The 13,829-nt window shown below is 35.6% G+C and carries 13 protein-coding genes and 1 pseudogene; 11 read left to right on the forward strand and 3 right to left on the reverse strand.

Annotation, left to right across the window (positions count from 1 at the left end):
* Positions 1-15 precede the first annotated feature (15 nt).
* From NiCM35_RS10685 to NiCM35_RS10710, 6 genes and pseudogenes are all read left to right on the forward strand, one after another.
* Entirely contained in the window at positions 16-978 is a 963-nt protein-coding gene (locus tag NiCM35_RS10685) for a ZinT family metal-binding protein (protein WP_249879130.1), read from the forward strand.
* Between the two features lie 108 nt (positions 979-1,086).
* Positions 1,087-2,709 carry a metal ABC transporter solute-binding protein, Zn/Mn family gene (locus NiCM35_RS10690; RefSeq protein WP_433779453.1) on the forward strand — a complete coding sequence of 541 codons (1,623 nt, stop codon included), beginning with the start codon at positions 1,087-1,089 and terminating at the stop codon, positions 2,707-2,709.
* Positions 2,710-3,007: 298 nt separating this feature from the next.
* Positions 3,008-3,166: pseudogene (locus NiCM35_RS10695) on the forward strand (class I SAM-dependent methyltransferase); the annotation flags it as partial.
* A gap of 361 nt (positions 3,167-3,527) precedes the next feature.
* Positions 3,528-3,875 (forward strand): YkgJ family cysteine cluster protein, encoded by a 348-nt coding sequence (locus NiCM35_RS10700; RefSeq protein ID WP_047943283.1) that lies wholly within the window; start codon positions 3,528-3,530, stop codon positions 3,873-3,875.
* Positions 3,876-3,922: 47 nt separating this feature from the next.
* Entirely contained in the window at positions 3,923-4,390 is a 468-nt protein-coding gene (locus NiCM35_RS10705; protein WP_047943282.1) for a DUF6323 family protein, read from the forward strand.
* Between the two features lie 3 nt (positions 4,391-4,393).
* Positions 4,394-5,830: a DUF6179 domain-containing protein gene (locus NiCM35_RS10710; RefSeq protein WP_095333550.1), complete on the forward strand. Its 1,437-nt coding sequence runs from the start codon at positions 4,394-4,396 to the stop codon at positions 5,828-5,830.
* Positions 5,831-6,077: 247 nt separating this feature from the next.
* Here NiCM35_RS10710 and NiCM35_RS10715 read toward each other — a convergent pair whose 3' ends face one another.
* Positions 6,078-6,599 carry a GrpB family protein gene (locus NiCM35_RS10715; RefSeq protein WP_095333553.1) on the reverse strand — a complete coding sequence of 174 codons (522 nt, stop codon included), beginning with the start codon at positions 6,597-6,599 and terminating at the stop codon, positions 6,078-6,080.
* Positions 6,600-7,045: 446 nt separating this feature from the next.
* Here NiCM35_RS10715 and NiCM35_RS10720 point away from each other — a divergent pair, with 446 nt between their 5' ends.
* Together NiCM35_RS10720 and NiCM35_RS10725 are read left to right on the forward strand one after the other, a co-directional pair.
* A complete protein-coding gene (locus NiCM35_RS10720) occupies positions 7,046-7,462 on the forward strand; it encodes a MerR family transcriptional regulator (RefSeq protein WP_053215735.1) in 417 nt (138 codons plus the stop codon).
* Positions 7,459-8,376: a DMT family transporter gene (locus tag NiCM35_RS10725; RefSeq protein ID WP_047943278.1), complete on the forward strand. Its 918-nt coding sequence runs from the start codon at positions 7,459-7,461 to the stop codon at positions 8,374-8,376. Before NiCM35_RS10720 ends, NiCM35_RS10725 begins: the two co-directional genes overlap by 4 nt.
* Positions 8,377-8,616: 240 nt before the next feature.
* Here the strand turns inward: NiCM35_RS10725 and NiCM35_RS10730 are convergent, their stop codons facing one another.
* The gene (locus NiCM35_RS10730) at positions 8,617-9,120 is read right to left on the reverse strand and encodes a MepB family protein (protein WP_163185266.1); all 504 of its coding nucleotides are present in this window, start codon (positions 9,118-9,120) and stop codon (positions 8,617-8,619) included.
* A 479-nt stretch (positions 9,121-9,599) separates the two neighbouring features.
* On the reverse strand, positions 9,600-10,619 hold the full coding sequence (locus NiCM35_RS10735) for an ABC transporter substrate-binding protein (RefSeq protein WP_095333560.1): 1,020 nt from the start codon (positions 10,617-10,619) through the stop codon (positions 9,600-9,602).
* 166 nt (positions 10,620-10,785) lie between these two features.
* Between NiCM35_RS10735 and NiCM35_RS10740 the strand changes: the two genes are divergently transcribed.
* The 3 genes from NiCM35_RS10740 to NiCM35_RS10750 are packed head-to-tail and all read left to right on the forward strand — an operon-like array spanning position 10,786 to position 13,685.
* Entirely contained in the window at positions 10,786-11,790 is a 1,005-nt protein-coding gene (locus tag NiCM35_RS10740; RefSeq protein WP_123258977.1) for a FecCD family ABC transporter permease, read from the forward strand.
* Entirely contained in the window at positions 11,787-12,842 is a 1,056-nt protein-coding gene (locus NiCM35_RS10745) for a FecCD family ABC transporter permease (RefSeq protein ID WP_433779458.1), read from the forward strand. Before NiCM35_RS10740 ends, NiCM35_RS10745 begins: the two co-directional genes overlap by 4 nt.
* A gap of 18 nt (positions 12,843-12,860) precedes the next feature.
* Positions 12,861-13,685 (forward strand): ABC transporter ATP-binding protein, encoded by an 825-nt coding sequence (locus tag NiCM35_RS10750; protein WP_095333567.1) that lies wholly within the window; start codon positions 12,861-12,863, stop codon positions 13,683-13,685.
* The last annotated feature ends 144 nt before the right edge of the window (positions 13,686-13,829 follow it).

A 13,829-nucleotide genomic window follows, 5' to 3' on the forward strand; every position in this document is an offset into this window, starting at 1 on the left:
GAGAAGAGGGGAAGAATGAAAAAACTGCTATTTAGCATTTCATGCTTATTATTATTAAGTGTGTTCTTAGCCGCGTGTCAAGGAACCAAAGAAGAGAAAGCGAATAAAGAGGAAAAAGATGCAGCGCAGCTTGTGCATGAAGCTCCGGAAAGTATAAAAGTGGAAGGAATTGCTGATCACTATCATACTGGAGATAAGATTGAGCTAACAGCTGTATTAGATAAAGAAACAGATGCTGATCATTGGCATTGGTATAGTCGAGAAAGTGCCAATGATGAATGGAAAGTTGTTTCTGGCCAAGAGACAGCAACATTTACAGGGGAAGCAACAGTTAATGGATTAGAAATTAAAGCAGGCTTATTCAATAGTGATGATAAGGCAGTTGCTCAATCGGTGCCAGTTCAAATCGTCATTGATGATCATCATGGACATGATGAGGCAAGTAAAAAAATATATCAAGGGTATTTTGATGATAATCAAGTAAAGGATCGAGAACTATCTGATTGGGAAGGCGATTGGCAGTCTGTTTATCCGTATCTTCTTTCTGGAGATTTAGATGAAGTGTTTGCACATAAAGCGGAAAATGGCGATATGACAAAAGAAGAGTATAAGGAGTACTATACAGTAGGCTATAAAACAGATGTAAATCGCATTACCATTAAGGATAATGTGGTGACCTTTTTCGAGAAAGATAAAGAATATTCAGGAGAGTATAAATCAGATGGATATGAAATCCTCACCTATGAAAAAGGAAATAGAGGTGTACGCTTTATTTTCAAATTAGTAGATGGATCCAAGGAAATGCCTCAATATATCCAATTTAGCGACCATAATATTTTTCCAGTTGATTCTGCCCATTACCACCTATATTGGGGAGACGACCGAGAGAAACTGTTAGAAGAAGTCACGAATTGGCCAACGTATTATCCATCTGAATTAGATGCTGATGGTTTAGTCCGGGACATGTTAGCACATTAATATTATTTAAAAATAACGACGTTTTTTTGATTTAAATAGAATGAGAAAATACTAGTTTTTAAATCGTAATCATTACGCTTTGTTTAGGAAAATGAAAGGAAGAATAAGATGAAAAAGAATTGGTTACTAGCTATTTTTCTAAGTGTACTAATGAGTGTAGTTCTTTTAGGGTGCCAAAAGGGAGAAAGTAGTTCGGATGATAAAATTTCAGTTATGACCTCCTTTTACCCAATGTATGAATTTACTCAGCAAGTGGCAGGAGATCGGGCAAATGTGTCGTTAATGGTCTCAGATGGGCAAGATGCCCATCACTATGAACCAAGTGCGAAAGATGTAGCAAAGGTTAATAAAGCAGATGTTTTCGTCTATAGTAGCGAAGAAATGGAGTACTGGGTAAACAGCTTATTAAAATCGATAGATAACGATAATCTTGTAATAGCACGCACTGCGGATGGAATAGATGTAGAGGGGACGAATGAATCAGGTCATAGTCATGAACACGGCCATGGAGATACCGATGAAGAAGCAAAACATGAAAGTGATGAAAAAATAACGATTCAAGGGAAAGCGGACCACTATCACACTGGTGACATGATTGAATTAACGGCAAAGTTAGATGAAAAAGTAGATTATGATCACTGGCATTGGTATACAAGAGAAAGTGCGGACAAGGAATGGGTAACTGTTCCGAATCAAGGCGGGCCTAAGTTTAAATATGAAGCAGCAGACGAAAGTTTCGAGGTTCGAGCAGTATTATATGATGATAATCATAATGAATTTGCCGTGTCAGCTCCGGTAGAAATAGTTGTTAATAATCATGGCCACGATCATGGGGAGGAAGCTAGTCATGATCATGCTGATGGAGAAGAAGGCCATGACCATGGTCATGAAGCTGATAAAGATCACGATCATGAAGGTGATGCAAATGCTCAAAAGATTGAAATCGTTGGATTAGCGGATCATTATCATACAGGGGATGTTGTATCACTTGTTGCCGAGCTTAAAGAAAAGACAGATTACGATCATTGGCATTGGTATACACGAAGCAGCGAAGAGGAAGATTGGGAAGTTGTATCTGGCCAAGGAAGTGACCATTTTGAATACAAAACGACTGGGAAAAGCTTTGAAGTGAAAGCCGCACTATTTGACGAGGAGCATCATACATTTGCCGAATCCGAGCCTGTGACTGTTTTTATTAATGATCATAACAATCACGATCCACATATTTGGTTAGATCCAGTGTTAGCGCAAGAGCAAGTGAAGATTATTCGTGATGCATTGATTAAGGCTGATCCAGATGGAAAAGACATCTATGATAAAAATACAGCAGCTTTCATTAAAGAACTTCAAGCATTGGATAAAGAATATGAAACTACTTTAAAAGATGCCAAGAACCGTGCTTTTGTCGTCCAGCACCAGGCATTCGGATACCTTGCAAAGCGCTATAATTTAGAACAAATTGCCATTGGCGGCTTATCTACAGAAGTAGAACCAAGTCCATCACGTATGGCAGAGATCGGAACGCTTGTTAAGGAGCATAATGTTCCAGCTATTTATTACCAACATGGAGCAAACTCCGCAATTGCAAAAACAGTTGCTAATGAAACAGGGACAAAGACAGCTATTCTATATGATTTAGAGATTTTATCTAAGGAACTGCAAGAAAAGGACTTAGGCTATCTAGATGCAATGCGCGAAAATCTAAAAGCATTACAGTTAAGTATTAAGTAATAGAAGTTGAGTCAAGTTAAATAGACTGCTCGTTAATCTGGAGAAAAATATAAATAGTTAAAACGTCTCAAGGTAGAGGCGTTTTTTTATTTTTTGTTACGATAGAATATAGTTCTTGGATATCAAAAATATTGACAAAAAAATTTATTTATGCTATAATTTACTTTTATTGAATATGATTATATAATAGGATTCTCCTGGCCAGGGGAATCCTTTTTTTGTTCTAATATGAAGTATCATAAAGGTGAGTCAAGTTTAATCTTGTTAATATTAGCTTTTGGAAATCCTATATAGTCAATTTGAAGAAAAAGGAATCCTTAATAGAGTTGAAAATATGGTAAAAATGGCTTCAGTAAGTGACGAACCAATGAAGTTATGTTTTTCTTATGATCAAATGGAGAGAATGTTAGAAAAATCCTGTTTACTCATTTATGAACATTTATCACCTGAAAAATTAGTTAGATGTCATTTGACGATTGAAAAAATTCCTAGCCCTTGAAACTTCATTACATTCATACGATAAAGAAACATAACACAACTTTAAATGGATGTGACTGAAAAATGACCGAATAATCTCTTGTTAGTGCTTATCCTGGTAATTGTTTTTTAAATCCCTATTGAAATTTTTATCTAATTCTTCGCAAAGCATATATACAGTTTTTTATATTTAGTGACTAAAGAAACAACTTTATTATTGCTATTGAATAATAGAACAGCATATGAATGCCGTTATATACTCCAATTTTGTTATTAACTAAAAAATCCATATCATTGAATGGATCTAAACACCTTACCTTTTTTAGGAGATGATTAGATTAGTGGAAAGTCTACCTTGTAATGGCTGCAAAGGAATGTGTTGCGGTCCTGTTCCTATTACAAAAGATGAGTTGAAGAAAATAAAAAAGAAGATAAAATCTATGCCTAAAAAAACACGTCTAGATTTAAAACACCAACGGCGTTATTTTGGGACCTGTATTTTCTATGACGAAACAAACGATCGGTGTGGTATTCATTCAGTACGTCCATCAATTTGTCGAGCGTTTGGTTATTATAATAATCTCATTTGTTTTCGTAATCCAAAATTAGCTTCTAGAAGAAACTATACGACCAATTCGCACCCTATCGGTATCTTAAGTGTTGATTTTACATGGAGTGACTTTATTTAGGAGAAAAGTCAAAACTTTTTAGGGGGCTAGAGGAAGGGAGAGAGCTTATGAATTTAACCGAAATTTTGAATTCCATCCAATTATCACATATGTCCAAGACAGTGATGGAGCTACTTAGTTTAAATGAAAAAACGAAAGAGCGAGGTTTGGTTCTAACGCCAAATGATGTAAAAACGTTGGTGGTGTTCAGAAATAAAGTGCTGCGTGATCATGCGAGAGTTGAGCTGGACATTGGAGTGTTAAAGGAATTAATTGAGGTGTTTTCTACTTCACCCTATATGGAGCGGGAGCATTATGTTGAAACGATAAATGAACTTCAGGAGATTTTTTATTATCTTAGAAATGAAACGGAAGATAAGATTGGGGACGTAAAACTTATTCAACGGATGAATGATTTTTATAACGGACCCTGTGCAGGATCTTTAGAACTATTAAAAAGTAAAATGGAAGAACTTGCAGAGAATTTCAGAAGGGATATGATGTGTCGTGATTCTTTATTTGAAGGTGATGATTAATGCGTGGAAATAGATAAAACACAAGATCGCTCTCGCTCGATTTCTAATATTATTATCGATCGATCGCGGTTAAAACGAAGTCAATATATCCTGTCTCTTTTGCAGGAAGGTCAGAGAGTGGGGATTATTACCAGTCAGAAGTCTTACCAGATACAAGTAGAGATTATGCAAGTTCTACAGCAATTGATACGGCGGTATACCCAAGGAAAAAGTACGTCAGTGACAGCGGAAACAGCGGAAGGTATCATGGCATCCCTAATGTATGCTATGGATGCCTATGCACTTCATTTTAAGGATCCTGAAGAAGCTATTGCGCATATAAATTTTGAGAATATAAAGAATATACATGCTAAAGGTGTTGAATTACTTCGCCATTACTTTGAGGACGCCAAACAGCTGTATCAAGAAGTAAAAAAGATGAAATTAGATGTGCCTGTTGAAGCCTATAATATGACCATTGATGAATCAATACCTGTATTTATGAACCATTATAATATTATTTTTGAGGCCCAAAATACAATGGCGAGTATTGACTATCCTTTAGCCATTGATGATATGCGACTTCAAGGTGTTTTTTATATGAAACAATATTTAGAACGACTGCGAATGGAGACGAGATTCTGTCACTTTTTTAGTCATCAAGATTTAATGTATGTTTTGACAAATTTCGGGAAAATATGTCGCTTTAATTATCGAATTGAGCTATTCAACATATTTGAGCTTTTAGTAAACAATGCTGTTTTTTCACTACTATCCGGAGGAAAAGCTACTAATGTTAAAATTTCGGAAGTTCAATTTGGGCAGTTGAGCAGAATGTTAATAGGTTGTCATACTAAACAAAGAACTAAGTTGATTCATGAAGCGGTCGATCAATTGCAGGAAACCTTACAAACGGATCAAACACTTACCCGTTATATCAATTTGTATCGAGATGAATTGATTCAAAGGGTAAATAATGCAGCAGAAATCGGTAGCTTCGAAACGTTGATCATCAGAGAAGTCGAAGAGCCCGAAAAAACAATGGTCTTAATGTTAAGTGAGAATGATCGAATGAGTGATATTCAAATGCGGGATTTAGTAGATCGTATTATGGAAAGTGACAACACAGAAAAAAAAGTTCAACTAATTCGGAAGCATTTTGTATCATTACATGATTATCTAGATTTACTGAATTCGGGATGTCTTTATGGTGGCGAATATGATGCACTTTTTGATACTTTCGATGATATCGAATTAGCTATTTTAGCCAAAATTGTATTTTATGAGAAATTACGAGGGGGAATGCGAGATTTCTCAGACATTGTTGCTGACGGTGTTGAAACAGAGAATGAGTGGGAAACACATTATATAGGGTTTATGCAGCAGCTAGAAGACAAGTGTATCGGAGCTGTTGGACGCCTTATCTATGATATTGATTATGATGATATATCGTTTTATTGAGTAAAAATATATAAAATGACGATTATTGGTTGGATATATAAATTAAACCTGGTTAAGGTAAATAACTTGTGTAAGTTTAACTGTACCTTTAGTTGCCCAAGAATAAGCGATGCTTCTTTATTGAAGCATCGCGCTCTATTATGTTGATCCATTAATTATAGGAACGGAAATTTGAGCAATGCAGCCCTTTTTATTAAATAATAAAAGCTAACTATTAGTTAATAACTTGGCTTAGTTATTAGCTATTTCATTTTTGGCTTGCCTCATACCATTTCAATGATTTTCGTTCAATTTCCTTAACAAGATAATTCTTACCCTTTATGTATGACTCAATATCATAGGGGAATTGCTGAGCCAGTTTTTCTTTTAGATAAGCATATTTCTTCATATAGTCTGTATGTAAAATCAAATAATCGCGAAAAGCTAAGTGCCTTTTTATCTCATAACTTCCAGTTTGATAAATATGAACATGATGAGTGCGATTTTCCCCGCCTTTTTGAAAATATCTCCGTTTAGGTATACCGTTTTCTCCTTTCGGCTCATAGCCGATTTCTTGCATATAAATATTATAATTATCAACGGTGTTAATATCTCTAACAACAGGCATTATGTCTATTATTGGTTTTGCTTTTAACCCTGGAACAGAAGTACTGCCAATGTGATGAATATCTACAATTTCATTTCCAAAGATGGTTTGTAGCTTCGCTGCTTCTTCTTTAAACATTTGCTTCCATTTTTCATCGTATGAAAATATTTCTACCTTACGCAAGATAATTCCTCCAATCCATCCATGTTTTTCATCGTTATCAAGCTTTTTATTATCTAAATTCTTGATAACAGTTTGTGATATAAAAAAGAAATGTCCTAGACAATAAGAAGTATACGGAATAATAACACATATTGTTTCAAATACCTCTAATATTTCTTGTTATATGCACTTTGCATATATAACTACTTAAATCATCCTGCCGATTTTAGATTTTAGCAACACAATGGACCTCTTTAAAGAATCTCCCATTTTTCTAACAATCTCGTATATGCTCACAAACATTAAAGCTATCCTTTTTATCCCACTTACAAACTTAGCCAATAAATTTGCATTTGCTAGTATAAGAAAAATTTCTCAATTATTCTTCCTCTTTGATTATACATTTATTTTCTTGACTTAGAGTAAACTCTAAGTTATAAACTAACTTTAAATAATAGAAAGGGATGATATTGTTGTATTCCATTAGTAAAGCTGCTGAGGAGTCTGGTATTAGCGCATATACATTAAGGTATTACGAAAACATAGGGTTACTGCCCTCACCAAAACGAAACAACGGTGGAAGACGTCTTTATACGGAAACTGATATTCAGTTCATGAAATTTCTGAAAAGTTTAAAGGATACAGGTATGTCTCTAGAAGATATTAATGAATTTGTCAAAGACGGATGTATTTTAGAAAAAATCAGTTCGAATGCGGAGCCGACACAACTTACTCCGTCTATAAATAAACGTATTGAGATTTTAACCAAGCACTTAGAAAAAATGGAAATTAAAAAGAAGGAACTCGAAGAAGTGACTTCCATAACAAAGCTAAAACTGGATACATATTATTCAATTTTGAAACAGAATGAGGGAAATAAATGAAACATTTAAATATATACCTGATGTTGCTTGGATTCTCCGTTTTTACAGGAGCTACTTTTAATCTTGCAAAGTATACTGTTGTTTATTTTTCTCCATCATCTGCTGCGGCTTGGCGTTTCGGAGTGGCTGCTGCAGTTATGCTCATTATTTTGATTTTTACGGAAGGGATAAAGAAAAGTCAATTACAACAAAATATAGTTATATATATTGTTCTTGGGCTTATAGGTATCTTTGGATTTAATGCTTTGTTTTTTATAGGTTTAAAATATACTTCACCTGTTAATGGGGCATTAATTATGGGTCTAAATCCTTTATTAACAACTATTTTTGCTCGAATTATTTTAAAGGATCATATTACAAAAAAACAAGTATTTGGCATATGCTTTGCTTTCCTCGGTGTTTTATTAGTCATTACACAGGGTTCTATAGAAACCATAACAACCCTTTCTATTTCAATTGGAGATGTAATTATCTTTGCAGGTAGTGTTTGCTGGGCACTTTATGGTGTGCTTGGACGTAAATTTATAAAGAATGGCACTCCTCTATCTACAACCACTTACACAATGGTTATCGGTGCCGTCAGTCTAATAGTAGTATCCCTATTCACCTCTAATCCTGTGTCTATACCGAATATTCCCATTGAAGCTTGGGGAGCAATTGCTTTCATGGCTTTATTTACAAGTGTTTTGGGATATCTATGGTGGAATCAGGGAATGAAGGAGATTGGTGCGAGTAAAACTTCCTTATTTTTTAATCTTGTTCCAGTAGTAACAATGACTATTTCATTTGCCTTTGGAACACCGATAAAGGTATTTCAGATTTTGGGAGCATTGTTAGTCATATTAGGCGTTTTAACTTCTTCAGGAGTCATAAGTTTACCTAAGTACAAAGCAGAAAAACAATCGGCAGCATAAATATAGCAAAAAAACAATTATTCATTGAAATAGTAAAGCCGTATTTTCAAAATGCGGCTTTTCTTTTGTTCCAGCTTAAGTTCATCCTCACATCATAATTTTTTTCCTAGATTCCTATTTTGTGCTCCCTTTTAGTGACATAAAAAAGGCGCTCCCGTCTAGTTATGGATAATCCCTAGAGATTAAGCGGAATTACTCATATAACATTATTTTTGTCCTTTTATTTTAAAATTCTGTCCTTTAGGAATATAATTGCAGGACATCCGGATGAGGATTATTGGGATTATTAATTTCAAAGAAATACTCTAATTGCCATTTTTGCGTATTAATAGCTTGTTTATTAGTAGGTTTATCCCATAGAGGGTAAACTCTCATGGCCATTTTTCCTTTGGTAGTAGCCGTTTTAAGAATATTATGTTTCAAGAGTACTTCCTTTGGAAAAACAAATTGTCCCAATCTATTTCCACTAGCAAATGTATTAATTACCAATAAATCAGTCGCTTTGTCACATGAAAAGGCTTGGTTTTTATTAGCATCATCTTTTTCCCAGAAGGCAACAAACTGACCTACCTTATTGGGGGTAGTTTTTGCCACTCTAAATCTAACAGATTTTGAATTCAGCTGAAATATTCCGGCCCCATAATCAGAATTTTGAGCTTCTTCTTGGATAGATTTTATAATAAAATGATTTGGTTCATAAAAATTTTCTTTTACAAAGGATAAGGCTTTATAAAATTCATTCACTATGTATTTCCCCCATATATTTATTGTTACAATCCTTTTTATTCACTTTTATTTTGAATTTGTTATCAGTAATTTTCTAATATTAGCAATTGGATTATATCATGTTGAACAACTTGATGGAACATATATTCTCTTTTGTGGAAATTAACTTACATATATTTGCAAACTGTCCCTATTATTTAAGGAAAGTTTCTGTTGCTTCAATCCCTACTGCAAATTCTAAATGGAGAAATTTAATATAAGATCAAGGTAGATTCTAATAGAGCTATTTGAGGAGTCAGGATAAATTGATTTTCTCGTAAATAGTCGAATAGAAGGAAGAAGAGAGGCTTTTTTTGATTTTTCATCTGTTTAGCAAGGCTGAGGGGGGATTATTTAAAACTAATAAAGCCCAATCAATTATACGAAATCACGTTAGTATCTCCGTATAATTGCCGGGCTTTATTGGGGGTGGCTTATCGCGTCTTTCTTTAGGGTAGTTATTTATTTAGCATGATCTCTTCCAGTTCATCTAGCATTTGATTAGCTGCGATAACCCCGCCTGCTGTATTCCATACTGCATCGCTTACTTCATAAGCATTTCCTTTTTTGACCACATCTAGGTTCTTCCACAGGGAGTCGCTTGTCCATTCTTTTGCTGTATCTAAGGCTTTTTGGTCATCTTGTGGAGCATAGGTAAAGTAGAAAAGGATATCTGCATCCATTTTCGGAATAGCCTCTTTTCCTACTTCAATAGCAAGATTACCAAGCTGATTATCAGCAGTGAAAAGTGATTTTTGCTGTTTGGCACGTTTGAATCCTAATTCATCCAAAATTACACCTGAAAAGGAGTCCGTATAATATATCCGGGAAGTTCCAGCCATAAATCGAACCACAGAAACTTCTTGATTCACTTTATCCCCTAATTTTTCTTTTACTTCTGCAACATGGTCTGCAAATGCACTAAGCACTTTTTTCCCTTCTTCTTCTTTGTTCAGTGCTTTTGCATATAATTCAAAGTTATCCTTCCAATCACCTCTTAAAGTTTCGGAAAAAACAGTTGGAGCGATAGCGCGTAGTTTGTCATAGATAGCTTCTTGGCGTATTTTTGTCCCGATAATTAGGTCTGGTTTTAATGAAGCGATTTTTTCTACATTTACTTCATGTTCTACTCCAACTACTTCCACACCATCCATATCTTTTTTGATGTGATCGTACCATGGATTTCCCAGCCATGATTGGACGGCCCCAACTGGCTTAATCCCTAAAGCAAGAAGTGCTTCTGTTCCTTCATTCGTCAATACGACAACACGCTTTGGTGTCCCTTTAATTTCCGTTTTTCCCATTGCATGTTCAATCGTATAAGGTTTATTATCCGATGTGTTTGTATCGCTGGAGGTTTCTTTATTTCCTGATACTTCTTTTTCGTTATTTCCGCATCCCGCCAGCACAACAAATATAATGACCAACAGTGATACCAGCATTGGAGTAAATCGTTTTTGTTGAAAATATGTAAGCATATTTTCCTCCCCTTTTTTATTTGATAATGATTTTCAATAACAATTAGATAATATTTTATAATGAAAAATATGTCAATCATTAATTGAAAATGATTCTCATAGTCATTGACAGTCCCTATGACTTCTCCTAAACTAAAAATAGAAACTATTAGAGAGGGAAAACTACATGTTACTATTGAATAACAGAAGGAGAATCATTGGGCTTATTATTGGTTTACTATTATTATGTACTATTTTCATTTTTAGTATTGTACTAGGTTACGCCGATACGAGCTTTAAGACAGCCGTACAAGCTTTTCAGCAGTTCAATGGTTCGAATGAGCATATTATTATTAAAGAAGTTCGCCTTCCTAGAGCATTAATTGGAACTATCGTTGGCAGCAGTTTAGCGATTACAGGGGCTTTATTACAGGCACTGACTAAAAATCCATTGGCTTCTCCGGATATACTGGGCATTAATTCAGGAGCCAGTTTTTTTGTCATTATAGGACTTTTCTTTTTTTCTATTAATTCATTACAAGCATTTGCTTGGCTTGCCTTTTTAGGTGCAGCCGCCGCTGGATTTATTGTTTATTTTCTAGGATCTTTAGGTAATGAAGGACTGACACCAATAAAATTAACACTAGCCGGCGCAGCCATGGCAGCCATGTTTTCTTCGTTTGCTCATGGATTTTTAGTCATGAATGAATCAGCCTTAGAAGAAGTTTTATTTTGGATGGCTGGTTCCGTCCAAGGAAGAAGCTTGGAGATTTTATTTTCTGTTCTACCTTATATGATTATCGGAACTTTGCTAGCATTTTTAATTTCTAATAAAATGAACGTTTATAGCATGGGAGAGGATGTAGCAAGAGGACTTGGCCAGCGTACAGGTGCTGTCAAATTGCTGATTGGCATCTCGGTTATCCTGCTTTCGGGCTCGTCGGTTGCAGTAGCTGGTCCCATTGGCTTTATTGGTATCGTTGTTCCCCATATAGTAAAATGGCTGGTCGGTAATGACTACCGCTGGATACTACCTTTTTGCGGAATTACAGGAGGAATCTTGTTATTGTTAGCCGATATTGGTGCTCGATTTATCATTATGCCCCAAGAAGTACCTGTTGGCATAATGACTGCTATCATTGGCACCCCTTTCTTTATATACATAGCACGAAATGGAGGAAAGTCCTCATGAAGAAATATTTATCGCTTAGAACAGCCGATGACAAGGTTTCCTTTTTAGTGGATCGTAGAGCATTATTCCTTACATCTATATTCTTTATCATTCTGCTAGTAGCTTTTTTCATAAGTGCAGGTATTGGAGAAGATTACATTTCTCCTTGGCAGATCATAAGCATTTTATCTGGGCAAGGTTCGGATTTTGACACTTTAATTGTCCAGTCTTTCCGAATGCCGCGAATTCTCTTAGCTATATTGGTGGGGATGAGTTTAGCAGTTGCTGGAGCTATAATACAAGCTGTTGTACGAAACCCTTTGGCTTCTCCTGATATTATTGGAATTACAGGTGGTGCCTCAGTAGCTATTGTCCTATTTTTGGCTTTATTTAGTGACATGAATCATTCATTAACGATAAGCATTAATTGGATGCCTTTAGCAGCTTTTATCGGGGCAGCTTTCGTAGCATTTCTACTATATGTACTTGCATGGAAAAAAGGTGTTTCACCTGTACGTCTCGTCCTAGTTGGAATTGGTTTATGGTCGTTAACAAAGGCATTGACCAACTTGTTCATGATCTTAGGGCCAATTTATCAGGCTAGTCAAGCGAATATTTGGCTTACTGGTTCTGTTAGTACTGCCGATTGGAAAAAGATTCAGATTGCTGCACCTATTATTCTTTTATTATTGATACTATCCTTTATTATGGTAAGAACGTTAAATATTCAAGATTTCGGGGAAGAGATAGTGATTGGCTTAGGTTCTAAAGTACAGCAACAGCGTCTTTTTTTATTACTCATTAGTACAGCTTTAATTGGAACGGCTGTAGCGTTTGCAGGTGGAATTGGCTTTGTTGGACTGATGGCACCTCATATAGCTAGAAAATTAGTTGGTTCTTCTTTTGGTGCGTTATTGCCTTTATCTGCTTTAATTGGTGCAATTCTGGTCCTAATAGCAGATACAATCGGTCGAACTTTATTCCTTCCGATTGAAGTTCCTGCGGGAATATTTACGGCTGCTATTGGAGCGCCCTATTTCATTTTTCTTTTATATAAGCAGCGAAAAGTATAGGAAGGAGAAGTTAAACAAATGGTTCTTTTAGAGACAAATTCCTTGACCTTATCTTATGGAGATACAGTCATTATAGATGATTTATATATGAAGATTCCTAAAGGAGAAATCACTGTGTTTATTGGCAGTAATGGCTGTGGAAAGTCAACACTGTTACGTTCATTAGCTCGTTTATTAAAACCGCAATCTGGATCGATTTTAATTGAAGCACAAAAAATTTCTGAGCTCTCCACCAAAGAAATCGCCAAACAATTAGCAATTCTTCCGCAAGGCCCTGTTGCTCCAGAAGGGTTAACGGTTTTGCAATTAGTAAAACAAGGACGTTATCCATATCAAAAATGGTACAGACAATGGTCGGAGGAAGATGAACAAATCGTTCATAACGCTCTTGAGGCGACTGGTATGTCTGCACTGAGCGACCGTCTAGTGGATTCGTTATCTGGAGGACAAAGACAACGTGCCTGGGTTGCAATGACCCTTGCACAAAATACCAATATTATCTTGCTGGATGAACCGACAACCTATCTAGATATGACTCACCAAATCGAGGTACTAGACTTATTATTCGAATTAAATGAAAAAGAAAATCGTACGATTGTAATGGTTCTTCATGACTTAAATCTAGCCTGCCGCTATGCCAATAATCTAATTGCAATTAAGGATAGATCTGTTTATGTGCAGGGAAAACCGGAAGAAGTAATTACAGCGAAAATGGTTAAAGACGTTTTTAACTTAGAATGTGAAGTGACTGTAGATCCTCTCTTTGGGACGCCATTATGTATCCCTCATGGCAAAGGTCGCAATATTAAAAAATTGCATAGGGAGGCGCTTATTAATAGCTGATTTGTCCGAAATTGCTAAAACGCGTTTAGGGTAGCTATGAAAGTTAATCGCAATTTAGTCGAGATTATCCTCGGATGTTTGGTCTTCCACCAAGGGAGGATTTTAATTGATTCAGAGAAAAATCAGACAAAAGATAATCAGTGC

The sequence above is a fragment of the Niallia sp. M35 genome (assembly GCF_050971705.1).
Taxonomy (GTDB): Bacteria; Bacillota; Bacilli; order Bacillales; family Cytobacillaceae; genus Niallia; species Niallia circulans_A.

Bases quoted from the DNA above. Each gene is read 5' to 3' on its own strand.
- NiCM35_RS10685 (WP_249879130.1), top strand. From the start codon at position 16: ATGAAAAAACTGCTATTTAGCATTTCATGCTTATTATTATTAAGTGTG.
- NiCM35_RS10690 (WP_433779453.1), top strand. From the start codon at position 1,087: ATGAAAAAGAATTGGTTACTAGCTATTTTTCTAAGTGTACTAATGAGT.
- NiCM35_RS10705 (WP_047943282.1), top strand. From the start codon at position 3,923: ATGAATTTAACCGAAATTTTGAATTCCATCCAATTATCACATATGTCC.
- NiCM35_RS10725 (WP_047943278.1), top strand. From the start codon at position 7,459: ATGAAACATTTAAATATATACCTGATGTTGCTTGGATTCTCCGTTTTT.
- NiCM35_RS10735 (WP_095333560.1), bottom strand. From the start codon at position 10,619: ATGCTTACATATTTTCAACAAAAACGATTTACTCCAATGCTGGTATCA.
- NiCM35_RS10740 (WP_123258977.1), top strand. From the start codon at position 10,786: ATGTTACTATTGAATAACAGAAGGAGAATCATTGGGCTTATTATTGGT.
- NiCM35_RS10745 (WP_433779458.1), top strand. From the start codon at position 11,787: ATGAAGAAATATTTATCGCTTAGAACAGCCGATGACAAGGTTTCCTTT.
- NiCM35_RS10750 (WP_095333567.1), top strand. From the start codon at position 12,861: ATGGTTCTTTTAGAGACAAATTCCTTGACCTTATCTTATGGAGATACA.